The sequence below is a fragment of the Streptomyces sp. NPDC051567 genome (genome assembly GCF_044454165.1).
Lineage (GTDB): Bacteria > Actinomycetota > Actinomycetes > Streptomycetales > Streptomycetaceae > Streptomyces.
The window spans coordinates 256981-274761 of the sequence record NZ_JBITDK010000005.1; the positions used below are offsets into that span (position 1 = coordinate 256981).

Annotated in this window: 15 protein-coding genes and 1 tRNA gene; 5 read left to right on the forward strand and 11 right to left on the reverse strand. The window is 71.8% G+C overall.

What is annotated here, in order from left to right:
• Positions 1-116: 116 nt before the first annotated feature.
• The gene (locus ACIA5F_RS08855) at positions 117-1214 is read left to right on the forward strand and encodes a methyltransferase domain-containing protein (protein ID WP_399350678.1); all 1098 of its coding nucleotides are present in this window, start codon (positions 117-119) and stop codon (positions 1212-1214) included.
• 155 nt (positions 1215-1369) lie between these two features.
• Here the strand turns inward: ACIA5F_RS08855 and ACIA5F_RS08860 are convergent.
• Positions 1370-1444 (reverse strand) — tRNA-Val (locus ACIA5F_RS08860).
• A 21-nt stretch (positions 1445-1465) separates the two neighbouring features.
• Between ACIA5F_RS08860 and ACIA5F_RS08865 the strand changes: the two genes are divergently transcribed.
• Both ACIA5F_RS08865 and ACIA5F_RS08870 read left to right on the forward strand, forming a co-directional pair.
• Entirely contained in the window at positions 1466-2803 is a 1338-nt protein-coding gene (locus ACIA5F_RS08865; RefSeq protein ID WP_399350680.1) for a hypothetical protein, read from the forward strand.
• 179 nt (positions 2804-2982) lie between these two features.
• Complete coding sequence (locus tag ACIA5F_RS08870) at positions 2983-3204, forward strand: zinc ribbon domain-containing protein (protein WP_399350682.1); 222 nt, start codon at positions 2983-2985, stop codon at positions 3202-3204.
• Positions 3205-3301: 97 nt separating this feature from the next.
• Here ACIA5F_RS08870 and ACIA5F_RS08875 read toward each other — a convergent pair whose 3' ends face one another.
• Genes ACIA5F_RS08875 through ACIA5F_RS08890 form a run of 4 tightly spaced genes read right to left on the reverse strand, consistent with a single transcriptional unit; the run spans position 3302 to position 8662 of the window.
• On the reverse strand, positions 3302-3961 hold the full coding sequence (locus ACIA5F_RS08875; protein WP_399350684.1) for an O-methyltransferase: 660 nt from the start codon (positions 3959-3961) through the stop codon (positions 3302-3304).
• Complete coding sequence (locus ACIA5F_RS08880) at positions 3958-4788, reverse strand: HAD family hydrolase (protein ID WP_399350686.1); 831 nt, start codon at positions 4786-4788, stop codon at positions 3958-3960. The genes ACIA5F_RS08875 and ACIA5F_RS08880 overlap by 4 nt, the downstream gene beginning before the upstream one ends.
• Entirely contained in the window at positions 4785-7448 is a 2664-nt protein-coding gene (locus tag ACIA5F_RS08885) for a phosphoribosyltransferase (protein ID WP_399350688.1), read from the reverse strand. Before ACIA5F_RS08885 ends, ACIA5F_RS08880 begins: the two co-directional genes overlap by 4 nt.
• A complete protein-coding gene (locus tag ACIA5F_RS08890) occupies positions 7445-8662 on the reverse strand; it encodes an HpcH/HpaI aldolase/citrate lyase family protein (RefSeq protein ID WP_399350689.1) in 1218 nt (405 codons plus the stop codon). The genes ACIA5F_RS08885 and ACIA5F_RS08890 overlap by 4 nt, the downstream gene beginning before the upstream one ends.
• 204 nt (positions 8663-8866) lie before the next feature.
• Between ACIA5F_RS08890 and ACIA5F_RS08895 the strand changes: the two genes are divergently transcribed.
• A complete protein-coding gene (locus ACIA5F_RS08895; RefSeq protein WP_399350691.1) occupies positions 8867-9706 on the forward strand; it encodes a TerD family protein in 840 nt (279 codons plus the stop codon).
• 103 nt (positions 9707-9809) lie between these two features.
• On the opposite strand, the gene ACIA5F_RS08900 is transcribed toward ACIA5F_RS08895, so the two are convergent.
• From ACIA5F_RS08900 to ACIA5F_RS08925, 6 genes are all read right to left on the reverse strand, one after another.
• Positions 9810-10550: a Tellurium resistance gene (locus ACIA5F_RS08900; protein ID WP_399350693.1), complete on the reverse strand. Its 741-nt coding sequence runs from the start codon at positions 10548-10550 to the stop codon at positions 9810-9812.
• 159 nt (positions 10551-10709) lie between these two features.
• Positions 10710-11825, reverse strand: a complete 1116-nt coding sequence (locus ACIA5F_RS08905; protein ID WP_399350695.1) for a DUF475 domain-containing protein — start codon at positions 11823-11825, stop codon at positions 10710-10712.
• A 23-nt stretch (positions 11826-11848) separates the two neighbouring features.
• Positions 11849-12424 carry a TerD family protein gene (locus tag ACIA5F_RS08910; RefSeq protein WP_399350697.1) on the reverse strand — a complete coding sequence of 192 codons (576 nt, stop codon included), beginning with the start codon at positions 12422-12424 and terminating at the stop codon, positions 11849-11851.
• A gap of 208 nt (positions 12425-12632) precedes the next feature.
• On the reverse strand, positions 12633-13208 hold the full coding sequence (locus tag ACIA5F_RS08915; protein WP_399350699.1) for a TerD family protein: 576 nt from the start codon (positions 13206-13208) through the stop codon (positions 12633-12635).
• 185 nt (positions 13209-13393) lie between these two features.
• On the reverse strand, positions 13394-13852 hold the full coding sequence (locus tag ACIA5F_RS08920) for a peroxiredoxin (RefSeq protein WP_399350802.1): 459 nt from the start codon (positions 13850-13852) through the stop codon (positions 13394-13396).
• Positions 13853-14092: 240 nt separating this feature from the next.
• The gene (locus tag ACIA5F_RS08925) at positions 14093-14521 is read right to left on the reverse strand and encodes a DUF3052 domain-containing protein (protein ID WP_399350701.1); all 429 of its coding nucleotides are present in this window, start codon (positions 14519-14521) and stop codon (positions 14093-14095) included.
• Positions 14522-14960: 439 nt separating this feature from the next.
• On the opposite strand from ACIA5F_RS08925, the gene aceE reads away from it, so the two are divergent.
• Positions 14961-17693, forward strand: a complete 2733-nt coding sequence (aceE, locus tag ACIA5F_RS08930; protein WP_399350703.1) for a pyruvate dehydrogenase (acetyl-transferring), homodimeric type — start codon at positions 14961-14963, stop codon at positions 17691-17693.
• Positions 17694-17781 lie beyond the last annotated feature (88 nt).

A 17781-nucleotide genomic window follows, 5' to 3' on the forward strand; every position in this document is an offset into this window, starting at 1 on the left:
AGCTCCGACGGCAGTAGGCCGCCGGCCTCACCGGCTCCGGCCCCGCCATCGCCGTCGCCGTCGCCGTCAGCGTCGCCGGGCAAGCCGTGAACCGGACGGTCTGCCGTGAGGCCCTGGTGACGGGGGCTCTGCTCCGTGAACCGTGGCTGGCGCGGGCCTTCGACTCCGTCGACCGGGAGGCGTTCGTGCCCCGCGCGGTGTGGCTGCCCGTGCAGGACGGCGACGGCCTGTGGCAGTTCGTCGACCGCGACGCCGACCCGCGGTCATGGGCGCGGGCCGTGTGGGACCCGTACCGGTCGGTGATCACCCAGCTGGACGACGGGCGGACGCCGCCGGGCCCCGCGGCGGGCGACTTCACGTCTTCGGTGTCGGCGCCGGACATCGTGATGCGCAAGCTCCACCACCTGGACCTGCGGGAACACCACCGTGTCCTGGAGATCGGCTACGGCTCCGGCTATCACACCGCGCTGCTGTGCGAGCGGGTCACGTCGGAGCGGGTCACGGCCGTGGAGGTCGACGAGAAGCTCGCGGACCAGGGCGCGGCCAACCTGAAGGCGGCCGGTTGCACGCCGGAGCTGGTCCGGGGCGACGGCCTCCTGGGCGTCCCTCCGCGGGCGCCGTTCGACCGGATCATCAGCACGGCGTCGCTGCGCCGTGTTCCCCGCGCCTGGGTCGGGCAGGTCGCACGGGGCGGCCTGGTCCTGACCCCGTTCGGTACGGCGTACAGCAATGCGGGGCTGCTGAGACTGACCGTCGACGGGGACCGGGCCGAGGGCCGGTTCGTCGGCGAGGCCGCGTACATGTGGGTCCGCGGCGAGCGGCCGGCCACCGGGCTGCGGATCTCGGGGAACCCGGCCGTCCGGCCGTCGCCGGTCGATCCGGAGCAGGTCCTCGGGGGGACCTACCTCCAGGACTTCGCCATCGGCCTCCAGGTGCCGGACGTGTCGTACTCGCACCGGGGGGAGGGCGCGCGGCGGCGGGTCCAGTTCGTGGACGAGTCCGGCACGTCGGCCACCGTCGTCACGTACGCCGACTGGTGGGAGCCGGGGGCGGTCCGCGCGTGGGGGCCGCGTGACCTCTGGGCGGAGGTGACGGCGGCCTGGACCTGGTACGAGGAACAGGGCCGGCCCCACCTCACCCGCTTCGGCGTCACGTCCACCCCCCAGGGCCAGCACACCTGGCTCGACGACCCCACCCACCCCGCAGGCCACTGACCCCGGCCGGGGAGGGTCCACCCCTGACCGTCTGGGAGATCCTTGGGGGACGCACACCCCGGCCCGGTCCGCCCGGACCCACGCGAACACCCGTGAACGCCGAAGGCCCGGTTCGGACGGTATGCCGTCCGAACAGGGCCTTCGAGTGTTTCCGCTGGTGGGCGTGGACGGTTTCGAACCGCCGACATCTGCTTTGTAAGAGCAGCGCTCTACCCCTGAGCTACACACCCGTGGATGAGGGAACAGCGTACATGGGTGGCGCACCCCCCACGCAAACCCGTTCTGGTGAGGGAGAATGGGCCGGGAGTGGGGCACGGTGGACGGGTGGCAGCGGGAGAGGGACTGTGACGACGGCATCCCGGCGATGGTTCGGTGGGCGGGACGAGAGTCGGCGGGCGGACGCGCAGGCGGCCAAGGACGCCGCCGCCGCCGCGTTCTACGAGCTGGACAGTGCGCAGCGGGAGCTGCGGATCTCCGTCGAGACCATCGCGGCGGCGGACGGTTCGCCCGCCGCGCGGCAGGCCGGTGACGGGTTCGTCGCGCTCGGGGAGCGGATCGACCAGGTCAGCCGGGTGTACATCGAGGCGGTCGACGCGCACGACCTGGACCGGCCGGAGCTGGACGCCTCGGTCGCCGCGCGGGCCACTCGGGAGCTGACCGGGGCGCGGGAGGAGCTGGACCGGGCCAAGGCGGAGCTGGACCGGTTCGCGCTGGGGCTGCGGCCGTTGCTGGAGCAGGCCGAGACGCGGCTGGCGCGAGTGGCGCCGGCGCGGGAGCGGGCGCGGGCCGCGCTGCTGGCGGCGAGCGACGCGCTGGACGCCGTACGGGCCACGGGGATGCGGGCCGACGAGCTGGCGGCGCGGCTGGCCGCGCTGGGGCCGGAGCTGACCAAGCTGAACGAGGGCGCGGGACGGCACGGTGTGCAGGAGACGGTGCGGCGCGCGGACCGGATCCTGCGGGACGCGGAGGCCGTGCGGGCCGAGGCCGCGCGGCTGCCGGAGCGGGCCGCGGAGATCGACCGGCGGCTGGTGAGCCTGCGGACCCGGGCGCAGGCGCTGCACAACCGGGCCGGCCGGGTGGAGCCGGTCCTCAGTGAGCTGCGCCGCAGGTTCAGCGCGGCGTGCTGGCAGGACCTCCAGCAGGTGCCGGACCAGGCGGTACGGGATCTCGCGCGGGCCGGGGACCAGCTACGGGAGGCGGCCCGGGCCCGCGAGGAGCAGCGCTGGGCGGATGTCGGGGAGCTGATCGAGGAGGTCCGGGGCGCGCTGGACGCGACGGACGAGGCGGTGTCGGCGGCGCAGGACCGGCTGACGCGGCTGGAGGCGGTGGCGCGGGACCCGCAGGCGGAGGTGGAGCGGACCCGGTTCGCGATCCGGGACGCCCAGCGGCTGGCGATGGAGGGCCGTACGGTCCCCGACCCGAAGGACGCGGGGCCGCTGGACGAGGCGGTGGCCCGGGTGGGACGGGCGGTGACCCGGCTGGAGGGGCTCCATCCGGACTACTGGGCGTTCCTCCAGGAGCTGGAGGACGTACGGGTGGCCGTGAACCGGGTGGTCTCCGGCATCCGCGCCCAGCGCGGGCACGGCTGAGGCGGCTGAGGCGGCTGAGGCGGCGGCGGGAACGTGCAGCCGGGGCCCGTACGCCGACAGGTGGCGCGGGCTGTCTCTTCCGGACGGTCTCTTCCGGACGGTCTCCTCCGGACCGCCTCTTTCGGGCCGTCTGCGGTCCGCGCCGCCTGATCCGGGTAGAACGGCCTTAGCCTGGGGCCATGCCTCGTTACGAATACCGCTGCCGGACCTGCGACGACACCTTTGAGGTCAGCCGTCCGATGGCCGAGTCCTCCGCACCCGCCGACTGCCCCGCCGGGCACGCCGACACCGTCAAGCTGCTCTCCGCCGTCGCCGTGGGCGGCACCGGTGGCGCGCCCGCGCCCGCCATGCGCGGCGGGGGTGGTGGCGGGGGCTGCTGTGGCGGAGGGGGCTGCGGCTGACCGACCCGGGCGCCCCGGGCCGGGCGCCGCGGGCCGGGCGCCGCGGCGGCCGGCCCCGCATCCCCCGGCCGCCAGCCGACCGCAGCCCGCGCCGTCGCTACCGCTTGCGCGAGAGGGTCAGGCCGTCCGAGATCGCCAGGAGGACGGATTCCATGCGGGTGTCCGCCGCGACGTGGTCGTTGTAGGCGCGGACGCCCGCCGCCGCGCCGGTGGCCGCCTCGTCGAGGACCCGGCCGTGGAAGAGCGTGTTGTCCGTGACGATCAGGGCGCCCGGACGCAGCCTCGGCACCAGTTCCTCCCAGTAGGCGATCTGGCTCTCCTTGTCCGCGTCCACGTACGCCAGGTCGATGTGCGGCTCGGCGGGCATCGCGCGGAGGGTGTCCAGGGCCGGGGCGATCCTCAGCTCGATCCGGTCGGCGACGCCCGCCGCCTCCCACGCCTCGCGTGCGTAGTCCGTCCACTCCCGCGAGACGTCGCAGGCGATGAGGCGGCCGTCCGCCGGCAGGGCCTGGGCCATCGACAGGGCCGAGAAGCCCGTGAACGTGCCGACCTCCACGATGTGGCGCGCGCCGGTCAGCCGGACGAGGAAGGCCAGCAGCGGCCCCTGTTCGTGCGCCGACTGCATGCCGGCGGAGTCCGGGAACTTCTCGTACGTCGTCGCGACCAGCGCCTGCTGGACCGTGTCCAGCGGGGGGTTGTGCGCGAGCACGTACTGGTAGAGCTCGTCGGTGATCCTGGTGCTGTTGCCCTTGGTCATGGGGTCAGTCTGCCGAGTGCCGCCGCTTCGCGGGTGAACTCCCGGAGGATCTCCTCGCCCGCCAGGACGCCCGCCCCGGTCAGGGCCGTCACGGATGGCGCGGTCCAGGAGGCGTCGGCGAGTTCGCCGTGGCCCGGCCGCCACGCCGCGTCGGCCGCGAGCAGCAGGTCGGCGTCGAGGAGCGAGTCACCGGCGGCGAGGGTGGCCGTGGCGCCCGTGCGGCGGGCCACCTCGCGCATGGCCGCGCTCTTGGTCAGCGGGCGCGGGACGGCGTAGAGCTTGCGGCCCTGGAGCGAGACCGTCCAGCCGCGCGCGTCCGCCCAGGCCGTCAGGGCCTTGAGCCACTCCTGCGGGACCAGGTCGCGTTCCACGACCAGGTAGGCGAAGAGGTCCTCCGCCACCCGGGCCTTGCGCAGCCACACCGGGTCGGCGGTCGCCAGGAGGTGGGCGTGGACCTCTTCCAGCGGGGCGCACTCCCGTTCCAGCCGTGCGGCGACCTCGCGCCGCCAGTCCCGGTCCGGGACCCCGTCGACCAGGAGCTGGCCGCCGTTGGCGCAGATCGCGTACGGGGCCGGGCGGCCGGGGAAGCGGATGCGCTGGTACTGCTTGCGGGTCCGGGTCGTGGCCGGGACGAAGACCACCGCCGGGTCGGTGGTCAGCGCCGTGAGGAGCGCCGCGGCCGTCTCCGTCATGAACGACAGCGGCTTGCTCTCGTGCACCTCGACGCAGAGCAGCCGGGGGGCCTGCGGGTCGGGCATGGTGAGGCCGAGGGCCGCCGCCGAGTAGATGAGGGTGCGGTCGAGGTCACTGGCTATGAGGACGGTCACTGGGAGGCCACGGCCTTTCCGTCGGCGCCGGTGGCGCCGCGTGTGAAGCGGGGGTGGATGAGTCCGACGCAGGTGTAGGGGAGTCCGTCGGTCTCCTCCACCGGGACCCCGCGCTGTTCGGCGAGGAGGCGTACGTGGTCCAGGTCGGCCCCGGCGCCCCGCCGGGCGAGGATCTTCCACGGTACCCGGCGCAGCAGGACCCGGGTGGTCTCGCCGACGCCGGGCTTGACGAGGTTGACGTCGTGGATGCCGTACTCCCGGCTGATGCGTTCGACGGCGGCCCAGCCCTCCCAGGTCGGGGTGCGGTCGGCGGCGAGCATCTCCTTGACCTCGGCCGCGACCGCTTCGGCCACGTCGTCGAAGTGGGCGGCGACGGTGTCGACGAAGTCGGTGGAGACGTCGGCGCCGGCCAGTTCGCGGTAGAACTTCGCGCCGTGGAAGTCGGCGGGGCCGACCAGGTCGGCCCGCAGGACCGTGCGCGAGACGAGTCCGGAGACGGTGGAGTTGAGGCAGGCGGAGGGGATCAGGAAGTCCTCGCGGGTGCCGTAGGTGGACACGCACGAGCCGGGGTCGGCGAGGACCACGATCTCCGGGTCGAAGCCGGGGAACTCGCCCAGGGCCGCCTTCAGTTCGCGGGTGATGGCGCCCTTGCCGGTCCAGCCGTCGACGAAGACGATGTCGGCCGGGTCGTGGTGGGCGGCCAGCCAGCGCAGCGCGTTGGCGTCGATGCCGCGCCCGCGCACGATGGAGACGGCGTAGTGGGGCAGGTCCAGGCCGTGACGGGTCTGTGCCCAGCGGCGCATCAGCACGCCCACGGGGGTGCCGGCGCGGGCCAGGGAGACCAGGACGGGGGTGTGGCCGGGCCGAAGGCGCGGGGAGCGTTCGGCGAGGACGGTCTCGGTGACGGTGCCCACGGCGCGGGCGATGCGGGCGGCGGAGGTGGTCAGCGCGCTCCGGTAGAGCTCCTGGTATCCGGGGGACGGCTGGTACTCGACGGGCAGCGACTCGGCGTAGTGCGCGCCGCCCGCCTGGACGGCTTCCTCGCGTTCCTCGGTCGGGGCCTCCAGGGCCACGTCGGAGAGGTCCTGGAGCAGCCAGCCGACGTCCTCGGCGGGGTAGGAGGAGAAGGCGGGCCCGCGCAGGGGCCCGGCCAGGGGTGCGGCAGGCCCGGGGGCGGACGCGGGGGTGTGGGAGGGGACGTAGGAGGGGACGACCGCGAGCAGGACGCGGCCGGTGTGCGGGGCGAGGCGGGCCAGCAGGCCCGTGCGCAGTTCCGGGGTGTCCCCGGCCGAGTCGACGACGGCGACGACCGCGTCGAAGCCCGCGCCCGCGACGTTGTAGGCGTAGCGGTCGCCGGGCCCGTCGGCCGGGTCGTCGTGGGCGGGGAAGACGAGCCGGGTGCGGATGGCGTAGCCGGGGTCGTCCACGGCCAGCACGGGCGAGCGGGTGGTGGTCGAGAACCGGACCTCGCGGGCGGCTCCGGCGCTCTCCAGGTCCTTCGCCAGCCGCAGCGGGGCGTACATCAGCTCTTCGTTGCCGAGGACGAGGACCCGTCCGGGCCGGGGTCCGAGCGCCTCGGCGAGCCGCCCCGCCAGGAGGGGCAGCTCGGCGTCCAGCCGGGCGCGGTGCGCGGGGGTGAAGCCGTGCCGTCCGCCGTCCGGGACCCCGGCGGGCCAGTCGAGCCGGACCCGCTCGACCACGGGTACGGGTCCGGCTCCTGCCCCGGGTGCGGGCTCCGCGGGGGCGGCGGGCGCGGCACGGGCCTCGTACTCCTCGACCAGGGCCCGGCCCCGGGCGAGGACGTCCTCGGGGAGCCGGACCGTGCCCGAGGCCAGGGCGACGAGGTCGACGCGGGCGCCGAGTCCGGTGGCGAAGGCGGTGAGCCGGTCGCGGTCGGCCGGGGAGCGCATGTCGACGAGGGCGACGACGACGTAGTGCGCGCGGGGGTGGCGGGCGTGCAGGTCGCGGATGGTGTTCAGGACGGTGTTGCCGGTGGAGAACTCGTCGTCGACGAGGACCAGCGGTCCGTCCCCGGCGAGCAGGGCGGGGTCCTCGGGCAGCAGCAGGTGCGAGGTGGCGTGCGAGTGGGCCTCCTCGAAGCCGCCCGCCGGTTCCGTGCCCGCCACCGGCCGCCGGGTGGAGTGCAGGTAGGGGGCGAGGGCGAGGCCGTCCGCGACGCAGTGGCCGAGGCCGGTGGCGGTCTCGGCGTACCCGAGGACCAGTGCGGTGCGGGCCGCGTCGTCGCCGAGCAGTTCCCGGACTCGGACCCCGAGCCCGTGTCCGGCGCGGTAGACGGTCTCCGGGGACTGCGGGACGTGCTTGCCCAGCACCTGCGAGACCAGCAGGTGCGCGCGCCGGGGGTTGCGGCGCAGCGCGAGCCCGAGCAGGTCCGTGAGGCGCGGCGGCGCCGGTACGGGGGGGCCGGGGTCTCCCGGGCCCCCCGGGGCTCCCGTACCGGGGGCCGTGTCCGCACCTCCCGCACCAGCCGCACCAGCCGCACCGCGCGTACTGCCCGTGCCACCGTCCGTTTCGTCATGCGTTTCGTCATGCGTTTCGTCATGCGTTTCGTCCAGGCGTACGCCCAGCCGGTCCGCGACCCAGGTTCCCGACCACACCGCGTCGATCGTCTTGCCTTTCCTCGTGTCCGGCGGCCCGCTCACAGCTGGAGCCCGGCCGTGAGGAGGTCGACGAAGCCGACCTCCTCCCTCGCCACACCGAAGACCTCGGCGCGCAGCATGGTGCGCTCGGCCCAGGCCCGGTGGGGCTTCACCTCGTTCATCTTGTTCGTGTAGGCGGAACGCATCACTCCGCCGCCTTCGCGCTCCGGGCGCAGGATGTCCTGGGCGTCGCTGAACTCCTCGTGGGAGACGACCGACAGGGCGTGGACGGGGCCGACGTGGGCGGGGTGGATGCAGGTCTTGCCGAGCAGTCCGTTGGCCCGGTCGAGCTCTATCTCGCGCAGCAGCCCGTCCAGGTCGTGGGCGATCAGGGAGGTGCGCAGGTCCTCCACGCCCTCCTCCAGGAAGGGGCTGCGGCGCAGCTGGGGCTTGAAGAGGCGCTGCTGGCTGCGGAAGTACTCCCACACCGGTCCGGTGACCGTGAATCCGGTGCCGTCGGCCCGGCTGAGCACGTTGACGACGTCCGCGATCACGCCCGCCACGATCTGGACGTCGTAGGCGGTCATGTCGGGGGTGCGGCGCAGTCCGTAGACGGAGCAGAAGTCGGTCACCCCGAGCCGCAGGGCGAGCACCCGCTCGCGGTACTTGTCGACGGTGCGGGAGATCCCGGCCAGGGCCTCGGCCCGGGTTTCGAGGTGGAGCAGCCCGGGGGTCTCCAGGACGGGCATGGCGTACAGGCGGTGCCGTCCGCTCTCCGCCTCGGCCTGGGCCACGGCGTCGAGGAAGGCGACACCGCGGTCCTCGTCGAACTTGGGGAGTACGAATCCGGCCAGCAGCGCGACGGAGCCGCCGAGGCGGCGCACCAGGTCGGGTATCTGCTCGGGGGTGCGCACCCGGATGAAGAGCAGGGGGAGCTGCCCGTCACCGTCGGCGGCGGTGTCGGTGGCGCTGTCAGCGGTACCGGCGGTACCGGTGCTGCCGGCGAGTGCGGCGAACTGCCGGACGAGGTTCTCCTCGGCGCCTCCGACATCGGCGTCGCTGATGGAATCCTCCAGGCAGAGGACCATGGAGACCACTCCGCGGCCGGCCTGTTTGCGGATGTCGGCGGCGAGGTGGGGGCGGGTGGCCGGGCTGTAGAGCGTGGCACCCAGGGCGGCGGCGAGGGTGCGGGCCGGTGAGGCGGCGGTGAACTCGGCCGGTTCCTGGTGGAAGAGGGCCTTGCGGACGGTGGGCGTCAGGTACCCGAAGTGACGCATGTGCTTCCCCCGTACTGCTTCGGCGGCCCCACTGAGATGGCCGGTAATAGCCGGTAATAGTACGTACGAACAAGGGTCAAGAGTTCCTCAAGTGGATGGATTCCGGGTGAGCCTCTTGCACCATGCCCAGCCGCCGCTTCCGGGACAAGGTCGCACGGGGGGCCGCATTGTCCCGCTCCGCCCCGGGAGGGCAGGATGACGGGCATGACGCACGCGATGCAGAAGGGCTCGAACATCCCGGTGGCCGCCGTGTCGGTCCGGGCTGTACTGCGCTGGACCGGCGGCCCCGAGGTACCTGACGTGGATGCCTCCGCGCTGCTCGTGGGTCCGGACGGCCGGGTGCGTTCGGACGAGGACTTCGTGTTCTACAACCAGCCCCGGCACCCTTCGGGGGCCGTCTGGCGCCTGGGCAAGAAGCAGCTCGGCAACGAGATCACCGACGCGGTCCAGGCGGACCTGCGCGCGGTGCCCCCGGCGGTGGACCGCATTCTGGTGGTCGCCTCCGCCGAGGATGTTCCCTTCCAGCGTGTACGCGATCTGCGCATCCTGCTCTACGACGCCTCCCCGGCCGCCGGCTCCGAGGCGCTGGCCTCCTTCGGGGTGCGGCCCGAGACCGGCGGCGAGACGGCGCTGATCTGCGGAGAGCTGTACCGCCGGGGCGAGGGGTGGAAGTTCCGCGCGCTGGGCGAGGGCTACTCCGACGGGCTGGTGGGGCTGGCGACCGACCACGGGATCTCGGTCGACGAGAACGCGGCCGAGGCGGGCCCGGAGCCCGCCGGGGCCGGTGCGGGGTCCGCCGGGGCCGGGGACGGCGCCGAGCGGACGGCCGCGCCCCGGCCGCCGTCGCCCCGGACGACGCAGCCCCACCCCCAGCGGCCTCCGTCGCACCGTGCGCCCCAGGCGCCGCCCGTACCGCCGACGCAGGCCCCGCCGGACGTCCAGCCCGCCTACGGGTACCCGCAGCCGGTCTCCCCGGCGCCGGGGCCGGGCGGTGACCCGTCCTTCCGGCTGCCGGCCCAGGGCCCGCAGTTCATCCGCCGCTGAGCCCCGCCGCCCCCGGCCCCCGGCAGCCGACCGGGGGCGGGGCCGGGACCGGGGGCGGCCCGTGGGTCCGTCCAGGGGTCCTTCCGTGGGTCCCGGCGGGCGGTCATGTCTTGGTGCTCTTGTAGCCCCGCCCCCACTGGAGCCCCCAGCCGTAGAGCCGGTCCAGCTCGGCCTGGAACCCGTACACGAACTTCACCTCGCGCCGCACGATGAGCTCGCCCTTGATCCGCTCCAGGGAGACGACCGCGCAGGACCGGGCCTCCGGCTGGCGTTCGTCCAGCGCGATCTCGATCCGGGGGCCGGTGATCGGGTAGAGGGTGACCAGGGCGTGGGTGCGGTCGAAGGCGGGGGTCTGGTCGTAGATGTAGACGAAGACCAGCAGCCGCTTGATCTCGTCGGCGTGGTCGAGGTTGACGAAGACCGTCTCGCCCGAGGGCGCCCCGAACCGGTCGTCACCGCTGAGTTTCACGTACGGCGGGCTGTTGATGTCCCCGTGCAGGTTGCCCAGCGGCTGGACCACGCCCCGGCTGCCGTCGGCCAGTTCGTAGAGGCAGCCGATGTCGAGGTCCACGTTGACCATGCCCTGGGTGTGCGCCTGCACCATGTCGGGCTTGAAGAGCTTGAGGGGGTGGCGCAGCAGCCTGCTGCCCTGGCCGGTGCGGCCGTCGAAGTCCGTGGTGCGCATGCGCCAGGAGAGGTTGACGCGCAGGTTGCCGTGGACCGCTCCCTGTTTGGTGAGCGACACCGTCGGGCGCCGCTTGGTCAGCTCGATCGCGTTCGACGACGCGTTGCCCGACTGGAAATGCGCGGCCCGGCTGCCCAAGATGCCGTCGAAGAAACCCATCCTCCTGCCCCCCTGATCCCTGGTCCCCTGTGATGTCTGACGTGTGATGCGTGGTGTCCGGTGTACCGCTCACGGCCTGCCACGCGGGCGGGGCGGCCCGCCGGGTCCGTGGACCCGCCCGGCCGCCCCGCAGATGAGCGTTCCGCATTACCGCCGCCGTCATGCCTCGACGGCGACGCCCTCCTGTGCCAGGCGCTTGTTGCGGCGCACCGAGGACCAGAAGGACCAGCCGATCAGGACCACACCGACGAGGCCGGTGATGAACTCGCTGATCTGGTACTGGATGGTGATGAGCAGGATGACGGCGAGCGCGCCGATGGCGTAGTGGGCGCCGTGCTCCAGGTAGACGTAGTCGTCGAGGGTGCCCTCGCGGACGAGGTAGACCGTGAGCGACCGGACGTACATGGCACCGATGCCGAGGCCCAGCGCCATGAGCACGATGTCGTTGGTGATGGCGAAGGCGCCGATGACCCCGTCGAAGGAGAACGAGGCGTCGAGGACTTCGAGGTAGAGGAACATGAAGAACGCGGCCTTGCCCGCCATGGCGACGGCCGTGACCGGCTTGCCGCTCTTGCGCGCCGCTTCCTCCGCCTCGTGCTCGGCCTCCTCCTCTTCCTCCAGCTTGTTCTCGAAGAAGCCGGAGAGCCCGCCGACGATGAGGTAGGTGATCAGGCCGGCGATGCCGGAGAGCAGGACGGTCTCCGTCTTGTCGACGTGGGTCCCGCCGTGCTGGTGGGCGTTGGCGGCGAAGGTCATGGCGGAGACGAGCAGCACGATCAGCGCGATGCAGACCGAGAGCATGTCGACCTTGCCGAGCTTGGCGAGCGGACGCTCCAGCCAGCCGAGCCACTTGATGTCACGGTCCTCGAAGATGAAGTCGAGGAAGATCATCAGCAGGAACATGCCGCCGAAGGCGGCGATGGACGGGTGGGCGTCCGTGACGAGCTGCTGGTACATGTCCTTGTCGGTCATGGCGAGGTCGACGGCTTCGATGGGTCCGATCCTGGCGCTGATCGCCACGATCGCGACGGGGAAGACCAGTCGCATGCCGAAGACGGCGATGAGGACACCGATCGTGAGGAAGATCTTCTGCCAGAAGGCGTTCATCTTCTTCAGGATTCCGGCGTTGACCACCGCGTTGTCGAAGGACAGCGAGATTTCCAGGATCGAGAGGATCGCGACGACCCCGAACCCGGCCCATCCTCCGTAGAACACCGCTGCGACCAGTCCGAGCGCAGTGACTGCGAACGACCAGCCGAAGGTTTTCAGAACCACTGGCACCCCATCGTTGGACGGCTCTACGAGACGTTGACGCCGAAGTCTAGAGCGATGCCGCGCAGGCCCGACGCGTACCCCTGTCCCACGGCCCGGAACTTCCACTCGCCGCCGTACCGGTAGACCTCGCCGAAGATCATCGCGGTCTCGCCGGAGGCGTCCTCGGAGAGGTCGTAGCGGGCGAGTTCCTGGCCGTCCGCCTGGTTGACCACGCGGATGTAGGCGTTGTTGACCTGGCCGAAGCTCTGGCGGCGGGCGTCCGCCTCGTGGATCGAGACGGGAAAGACGATCTTGTCGACCCGTTCCGGCACCCTGGCGAGGTCGATGACAACCGACTCGTCGTCCCCGTCACCCTCACCGGTGAGGTTGTCCCCGGTGTGTTCGACGGAACCGTCGGGGCTCCTCAGGTTGTTGTAGAAGACGAAGTAGTCGTCCCCGAGCACCCGGCCGTTGCCGCACAGCAGCGCGCTGGCGTCGAGGTCGAAGTCGGCGCCCGTGGTCGAGCGCGCGTCCCAGCCGAGGCCGATCAGGACCCGGGTGAGGTTCGGTGCGGCCTTGGAGAGGGAGACATTGCCCCCCTTGGCGAGTGTGACGCCCATGCTGTGGTCCTCCCCGGACGACGGTGTGACGCGGTGACGGTACGGGCGGTACGGCGGTGCGCGTTGTACGGGCGGTACGGCGGTGCGGGCGGTTCGCGTTGTACGGGTCGTGCACGGGCGGTACGGGTCGCACGGGCGGTGAAGCCCGTCCGGCGCCGTACACGCGGTGCACGGCGCCGGACGGGGCTTCGAGGACACGCCCCGGGACTCAGACGTTGACGCCGAAGTCCTGTGCGATGCCGCGCAGGCCCGAGGCGTAGCCCTGGCCGATGGCGCGGAACTTCCACTCGGCGCCGTTGCGGTAGAGCTCGCCGAAGACCATGGCGGTCTCGGTCGAGGCGTCCTCGGAGAGGTCGTAGCGGGCCAGCTCGGTGTTGTCGGCCTGGTTCACGACGCGGATGTAGGCGTTGCGGACCTGGCCGAAGCTCTGCTGGCGGCTCTCGGCCTCGTAGATCGAGACCGGGAAGACGATCTTGGCGACCTCGGCCGGGACGCCCGCGAGGTTGACCTTGATCGCCTCGTCGTCGCCCTCGCCCTCGCCGGTGGTGTTGTCGCCGGTGTGCTCGACCGAACCGTCCGGGCTCTTGAGGTTGTTGAAGAAGACGAAGTTCGAGTCGTTGGCGACCTTGCCCTGATCGTTGGTCAGGATCGCGCTGGCGTCGAGGTCGAAGTCGACACCGGTGGTGGTGCGAGCGTCCCAGCCCAGACCGACGATGACCGCCGTCAGGTTGGGCGCGGCCTTGGTCAGCGAGACGTTGCCGCCCTTGCTGAGGCTGACTCCCACGGCTCCTCCATTGGGTTCTGTGTGGGGCGGGGCCCCGTCATGCGGTTGCTACGGATCAACGTGCCGATCCTAGTGACGGGTTCCCACCTGTATGCGGTTTTCGCAGGTAATTGCGAATTCATTGCCTGGGACCGGCTCGCGGACCCGGAGCCCGCAGGCTCGCGGACCCGGGGGGGGTCAGGGGCTCAGAGGCTGTCGAGGGCCTTGGTGTACTCGTTCAGGTCACGCGCGTCGGGCAGCCCGTTGACGACGGTCCAGCGGACCACGCCGTCCTTGTCGATGACGAAGGTGCCCCGGACCGCGCACCCCTTCTCCTCGTCGAGGACCCCGTAGGCGCGGGAGGTCTCCCCGTGCGGCCAGAAGTCGGACAGGAGCGGGTACTCCAGGCCCTCCTGCTCGCCGAAGACCCGCAGGGTCGGTACGGAGTCGTTGGAGACGGCGAGGAGCTGGACCTCGTCGTTCTGGAACCGGGGCAGGTGGTCGCGCAGCTCGCAGAGCTCGCCGGTGCAGACGCCGGTGAAGGCGAACGGGTAGAAGAGCAGCACCACGGCCTTCTCCCCCCGGAAGTCGGAGAGCCGCACGGTGGCGCCGTGGTTGTCCTTGAGTTCGAAGTCCGGGGCCTTGCTGCCGACCTCGATCGCCATCTCTCGCATCCCTTCGCTCCCCCGCGCCCCTGCCGTGGACCGCTCGGGTGGCCCAAGCCTAGGCCCTGGACGGGCTCCGGCCGGGCCCTGTCGTCGAAGTGCCGTCCGGCTGCGCCCGGGGCGCGGCGCACGGCCGGTGAGGGCCCGTGCGCGGCGCCGGAACGCGCACACCCCGCCGACCGGGGTTCACCGTGGTCGGCGGGGTGCGACGTGCCTGTCCGCTCGGATGCGGGGCGCGGCTCAGCGCTTGGTCTTGGCGGCGGTCTTGGGTGTCACCAGCTTGGTGGCGGCCCACTCCTTGCCCACACTGACGCTCCTGGTCTGCGACAGGCCGGCCGTCTCGGCGGCCTCGCTGATGTCGCTGGCCTCGACGTAGCCGTCGCGGCCCGTCTTGGGGGTCAGCAGCAGGATCAGTGCGCCGTCCTCGACCAGCTCGGTGGCGTCGACCAGTGCGTCCGTCAGGTCGCCGTCGTCCTCTCGGAACCACAGCAGCACCGCGTCGGCGGCGTCGTCGTAGTCCTCGTCGACGAGCTCGCTGACGTGCTTTTCGACGACGTCACGGAATTCCTGATCGACGTCGTCGTCGTAGCCGATCTCCTGGACCACCTGTTCGGACTGGAAACCCAGCCGGGCGGCCAGGCTCTCCGCGTGGTCCGCGGTCGCGCTCACGGGGTGCCTCCTGCTCATGTTCGGTGAATGTCTTCCGGCGGCGCGCGTACGCGCAGCATTGGGCGTAGTCCACACGGGCGCGGCGGATCGCGCAAGTACCCGGCGGCCGAGACCGTCGAAACGGTGACGATTACGGCCGTCTCGCCGCAACTTTCAGCCTTCCCGCGTGAACCTCTGGTGATTCATCCCACACCATGGGAGCTCGTTCGGCGGTGCTTGAGGACTTTCCTACCTGTTTGAGGGACGAACGCCCTTACGGAGGTGCTGACCGGTATGAGCGTAAAGTGAATTTTCGGCCGGACCGACTCCGATCCCTCCCTCCGGGCTCCCCGCCGACTCCAGGGATTACCCAGTGGTAGAGATGACGATGTGGGCCGAGCGTAAGACCATGGGAGGCGGCGAACCCAAGGCACGACTCCCCCGACAGCGAAGGAACAGCGTGGCTTCCGCATCCGATCGCAATCCGATCATCATTGGCGGCCTGCCGAGTCAGGTCCCGGACTTCGATCCGGAGGAGACGCAGGAGTGGCTCGACTCCCTGGACGCGGCCGTCGACGAGCGGGGCCGTGAGCGGGCCCGCTACCTGATGCTGCGCCTCATCGAGCGGGCCCGCGAGAAGCGCGTGGCCGTGCCCGAGATGCGCTCCACGGACTACGTCAACACGATCGCCACCAAGGACGAGCCGTTCTTCCCCGGCAACGAGGAGATCGAGCGCAAGATCCTCAACGCCACGCGGTGGAACGCGGCCGTCATGGTCTCGCGCGCCCAGCGTCCCGGTATCGGCGTCGGCGGTCACATCGCGACGTTCGCCTCCTCCGCCTCCCTCTACGACGTGGGCTTCAACCACTTCTTCCGGGGCAAGGACGAGGGCGACGGCGGCGACCAGATCTTCTTCCAGGGCCATGCCTCCCCCGGCATCTACGCCCGCGCCTACCTCCTGGACCGGCTCTCCGAGCGGCAGCTCGACGCGTTCCGGCAGGAGAAGTCGAAGGCCCCGTACGGGCTCTCCAGCTACCCGCACCCGCGGCTGATGCCGGACTTCTGGGAGTTCCCGACCGTCTCGATGGGGCTGGGCCCGCTCGGTGCGATCTACCAGGCCCGGATGAACCGGTACATGGAGGCGCGCGGGATCGCGGACACCTCCAAGTCCCACGTATGGGCGTATCTCGGCGACGGCGAGATGGACGAGCCGGAGTCGCTCGGCCAGCTCTCCATCGCGGCCCGCGAGAACCTGGACAACCTGACCTTCGTCGTCAACTGCAACCTCCAGCGCCTCGACGGCCCGGTGCGCGGCAACGGCAAGATCATGCAGGAGCTGGAGTCGCAGTTCCGGGGCGCGGGCTGGAACGTCATCAAGCTGATCTGGGACCGCTCCTGGGACCCGCTGCTGGCCCAGGACCGTGACGGCATCCTGGTCAACAAGATGAACACCACGCCCGACGGGCAGTTCCAGACGTACGCCACCGAGTCGGGCGCGTACATCCGGGACCACTTCTTCGGCGGTGACCAGCGGCTGCGGGCGATGGTCGAGAACATGACCGACCAGCAGATCCAGCACCTGGGGCGCGGCGGTCACGACCACAAGAAGGTCTACGCGGCCTACGCGGCGGCCAAGGCGCACAAGGGCCAGCCGACCGTGATCCTCGCCCAGACGGTCAAGGGCTGGACGCTCGGCCCGAACTTCGAGGGCCGCAACGCGACGCACCAGATGAAGAAGCTGACGGTCGACGACCTCAAGCGCTTCCGCGACCGCCTGCACATCCCGGTCACGGACCAGCGGCTGGAGGACGGCGCGCCGCCGTACTACCACCCGGGCCGTGAGTCGCCGGAGATCCAGTACATGCACGACCGCCGCAACGCGCTGGGCGGCTACGTGCCGACCCGGGTGGTGCGCGCGAAGCCGCTCCAGCTGCCGGGCGACGCGACGTACGCCGCCGCGAAGAAGGGGTCGGGCCAGCAGTCGATCGCCACCACCATGGCCTTCGTCCGCATCCTGAAGGACCTGATGCGGGACAAGGAGATCGGCCGGCGGTTCGTGCTGATCGCGCCCGACGAGTACCGCACCTTCGGTATGGACGCCTTCTTCCCGAGCGCCAAGATCTACAACCCGCTGGGCCAGCAGTACGAGGCGGTCGACCGTGACCTGCTGCTCGCGTACAAGGAGTCGCCGACCGGCCAGATGCTGCACGACGGCATCTCGGAGGCGGGCTGCACGGCCTCGCTGATCGCGGCGGGTTCGGCGTACGCGACGCACGGCGAGCCGCTGATCCCGGTCTACGTCTTCTACTCGATGTTCGGTTTCCAGCGCACGGGTGACCAGTTCTGGCAGATGGCCGACCAGTTGGCGCGCGGTTTCGTCCTCGGTGCGACCGCCGGCCGGACCACCCTGACGGGTGAGGGCCTTCAGCACGCCGACGGTCACTCCCAGCTCCTGGCGTCGACCAACCCGGGCTGTGTGGCGTACGACCCGGCCTACGGCTACGAGATCGCGCACATCGTCCAGGACGGTCTGCGGCGCATGTACGGGCCTGCGGCGGAGGACGTCTTCTACTACCTGACGGTCTACAACGAGCCGATCCAGCACCCGGCCGAGCCGGCGGACGTGGACGTGGACGGCATCCTCAAGGGCATCCACCGGGTGTCGGCGGGCACGGCGGGCACCATCGGGGCGCAGATCATGGCCTCGGGCGTGGCGGTGCCGTGGGCGCTGGAGGCGCAGCGGCTGCTGGCCGAGGAGTGGAACGTCCGGGCGGACGTCTGGTCGGCGACCTCCTGGAACGAGCTGCGCCGGGAGGCCGTCGCGGTGGAGGAGCACAACCTGCTCCACCCGGAGGAGGAGCAGCGCGTCCCGTACGTGACGCGCAAGCTCTCCGGCGCGCAGGGACCGTTCGTGGCCGTGTCCGACTGGATGCGGTCGGTTCCGGACCAGATCTCGCGGTGGGTGCCCGGCACGTACACCTCGCTGGGCGCGGACGGCTTCGGCTTCGCGGACACCCGGGGCGCGGCGCGGCGGTTCTTCCACATCGACGCCCAGTCGGTGGTCCTGGCGGTCCTGACCGAGCTGGCCCGGGACGGGAAGATCGACCGGTCGGCGCTGAAGCAGGCCGTCGACCGCTACCGGCTGCTGGACGTGGCGGCGGCCGACCCGGGCTCGGCGGGCGGCGACGCCTGACCTGACCGTGCTCCGGCGCGGACGCGGCGGCGGGCCGACCCCCGCCACCGCGTCCGCGTCCGCGCGCGGGGGTCGGCGGGGTCCCGGC

Excerpts from the sequence above, each read along its gene's own strand:
- ACIA5F_RS08865 (WP_399350680.1), top strand. The coding sequence starts at position 1,466 with ATGGGTGGCGCACCCCCCACGCAAACCCGTTCTGGTGAGGGAGAATGG.
- ACIA5F_RS08870 (WP_399350682.1), top strand. The coding sequence starts at position 2,983 with ATGCCTCGTTACGAATACCGCTGCCGGACCTGCGACGACACCTTTGAG.
- ACIA5F_RS08875 (WP_399350684.1), bottom strand. The coding sequence starts at position 3,961 with ATGACCAAGGGCAACAGCACCAGGATCACCGACGAGCTCTACCAGTAC.
- ACIA5F_RS08890 (WP_399350689.1), bottom strand. The coding sequence starts at position 8,662 with ATGCGTCACTTCGGGTACCTGACGCCCACCGTCCGCAAGGCCCTCTTC.
- ACIA5F_RS08895 (WP_399350691.1), top strand. The coding sequence starts at position 8,867 with ATGACGCACGCGATGCAGAAGGGCTCGAACATCCCGGTGGCCGCCGTG.
- ACIA5F_RS08900 (WP_399350693.1), bottom strand. The coding sequence starts at position 10,550 with ATGGGTTTCTTCGACGGCATCTTGGGCAGCCGGGCCGCGCATTTCCAG.
- ACIA5F_RS08910 (WP_399350697.1), bottom strand. The coding sequence starts at position 12,424 with ATGGGCGTCACACTCGCCAAGGGGGGCAATGTCTCCCTCTCCAAGGCC.
- ACIA5F_RS08920 (WP_399350802.1), bottom strand. The coding sequence starts at position 13,852 with ATGGCGATCGAGGTCGGCAGCAAGGCCCCGGACTTCGAACTCAAGGAC.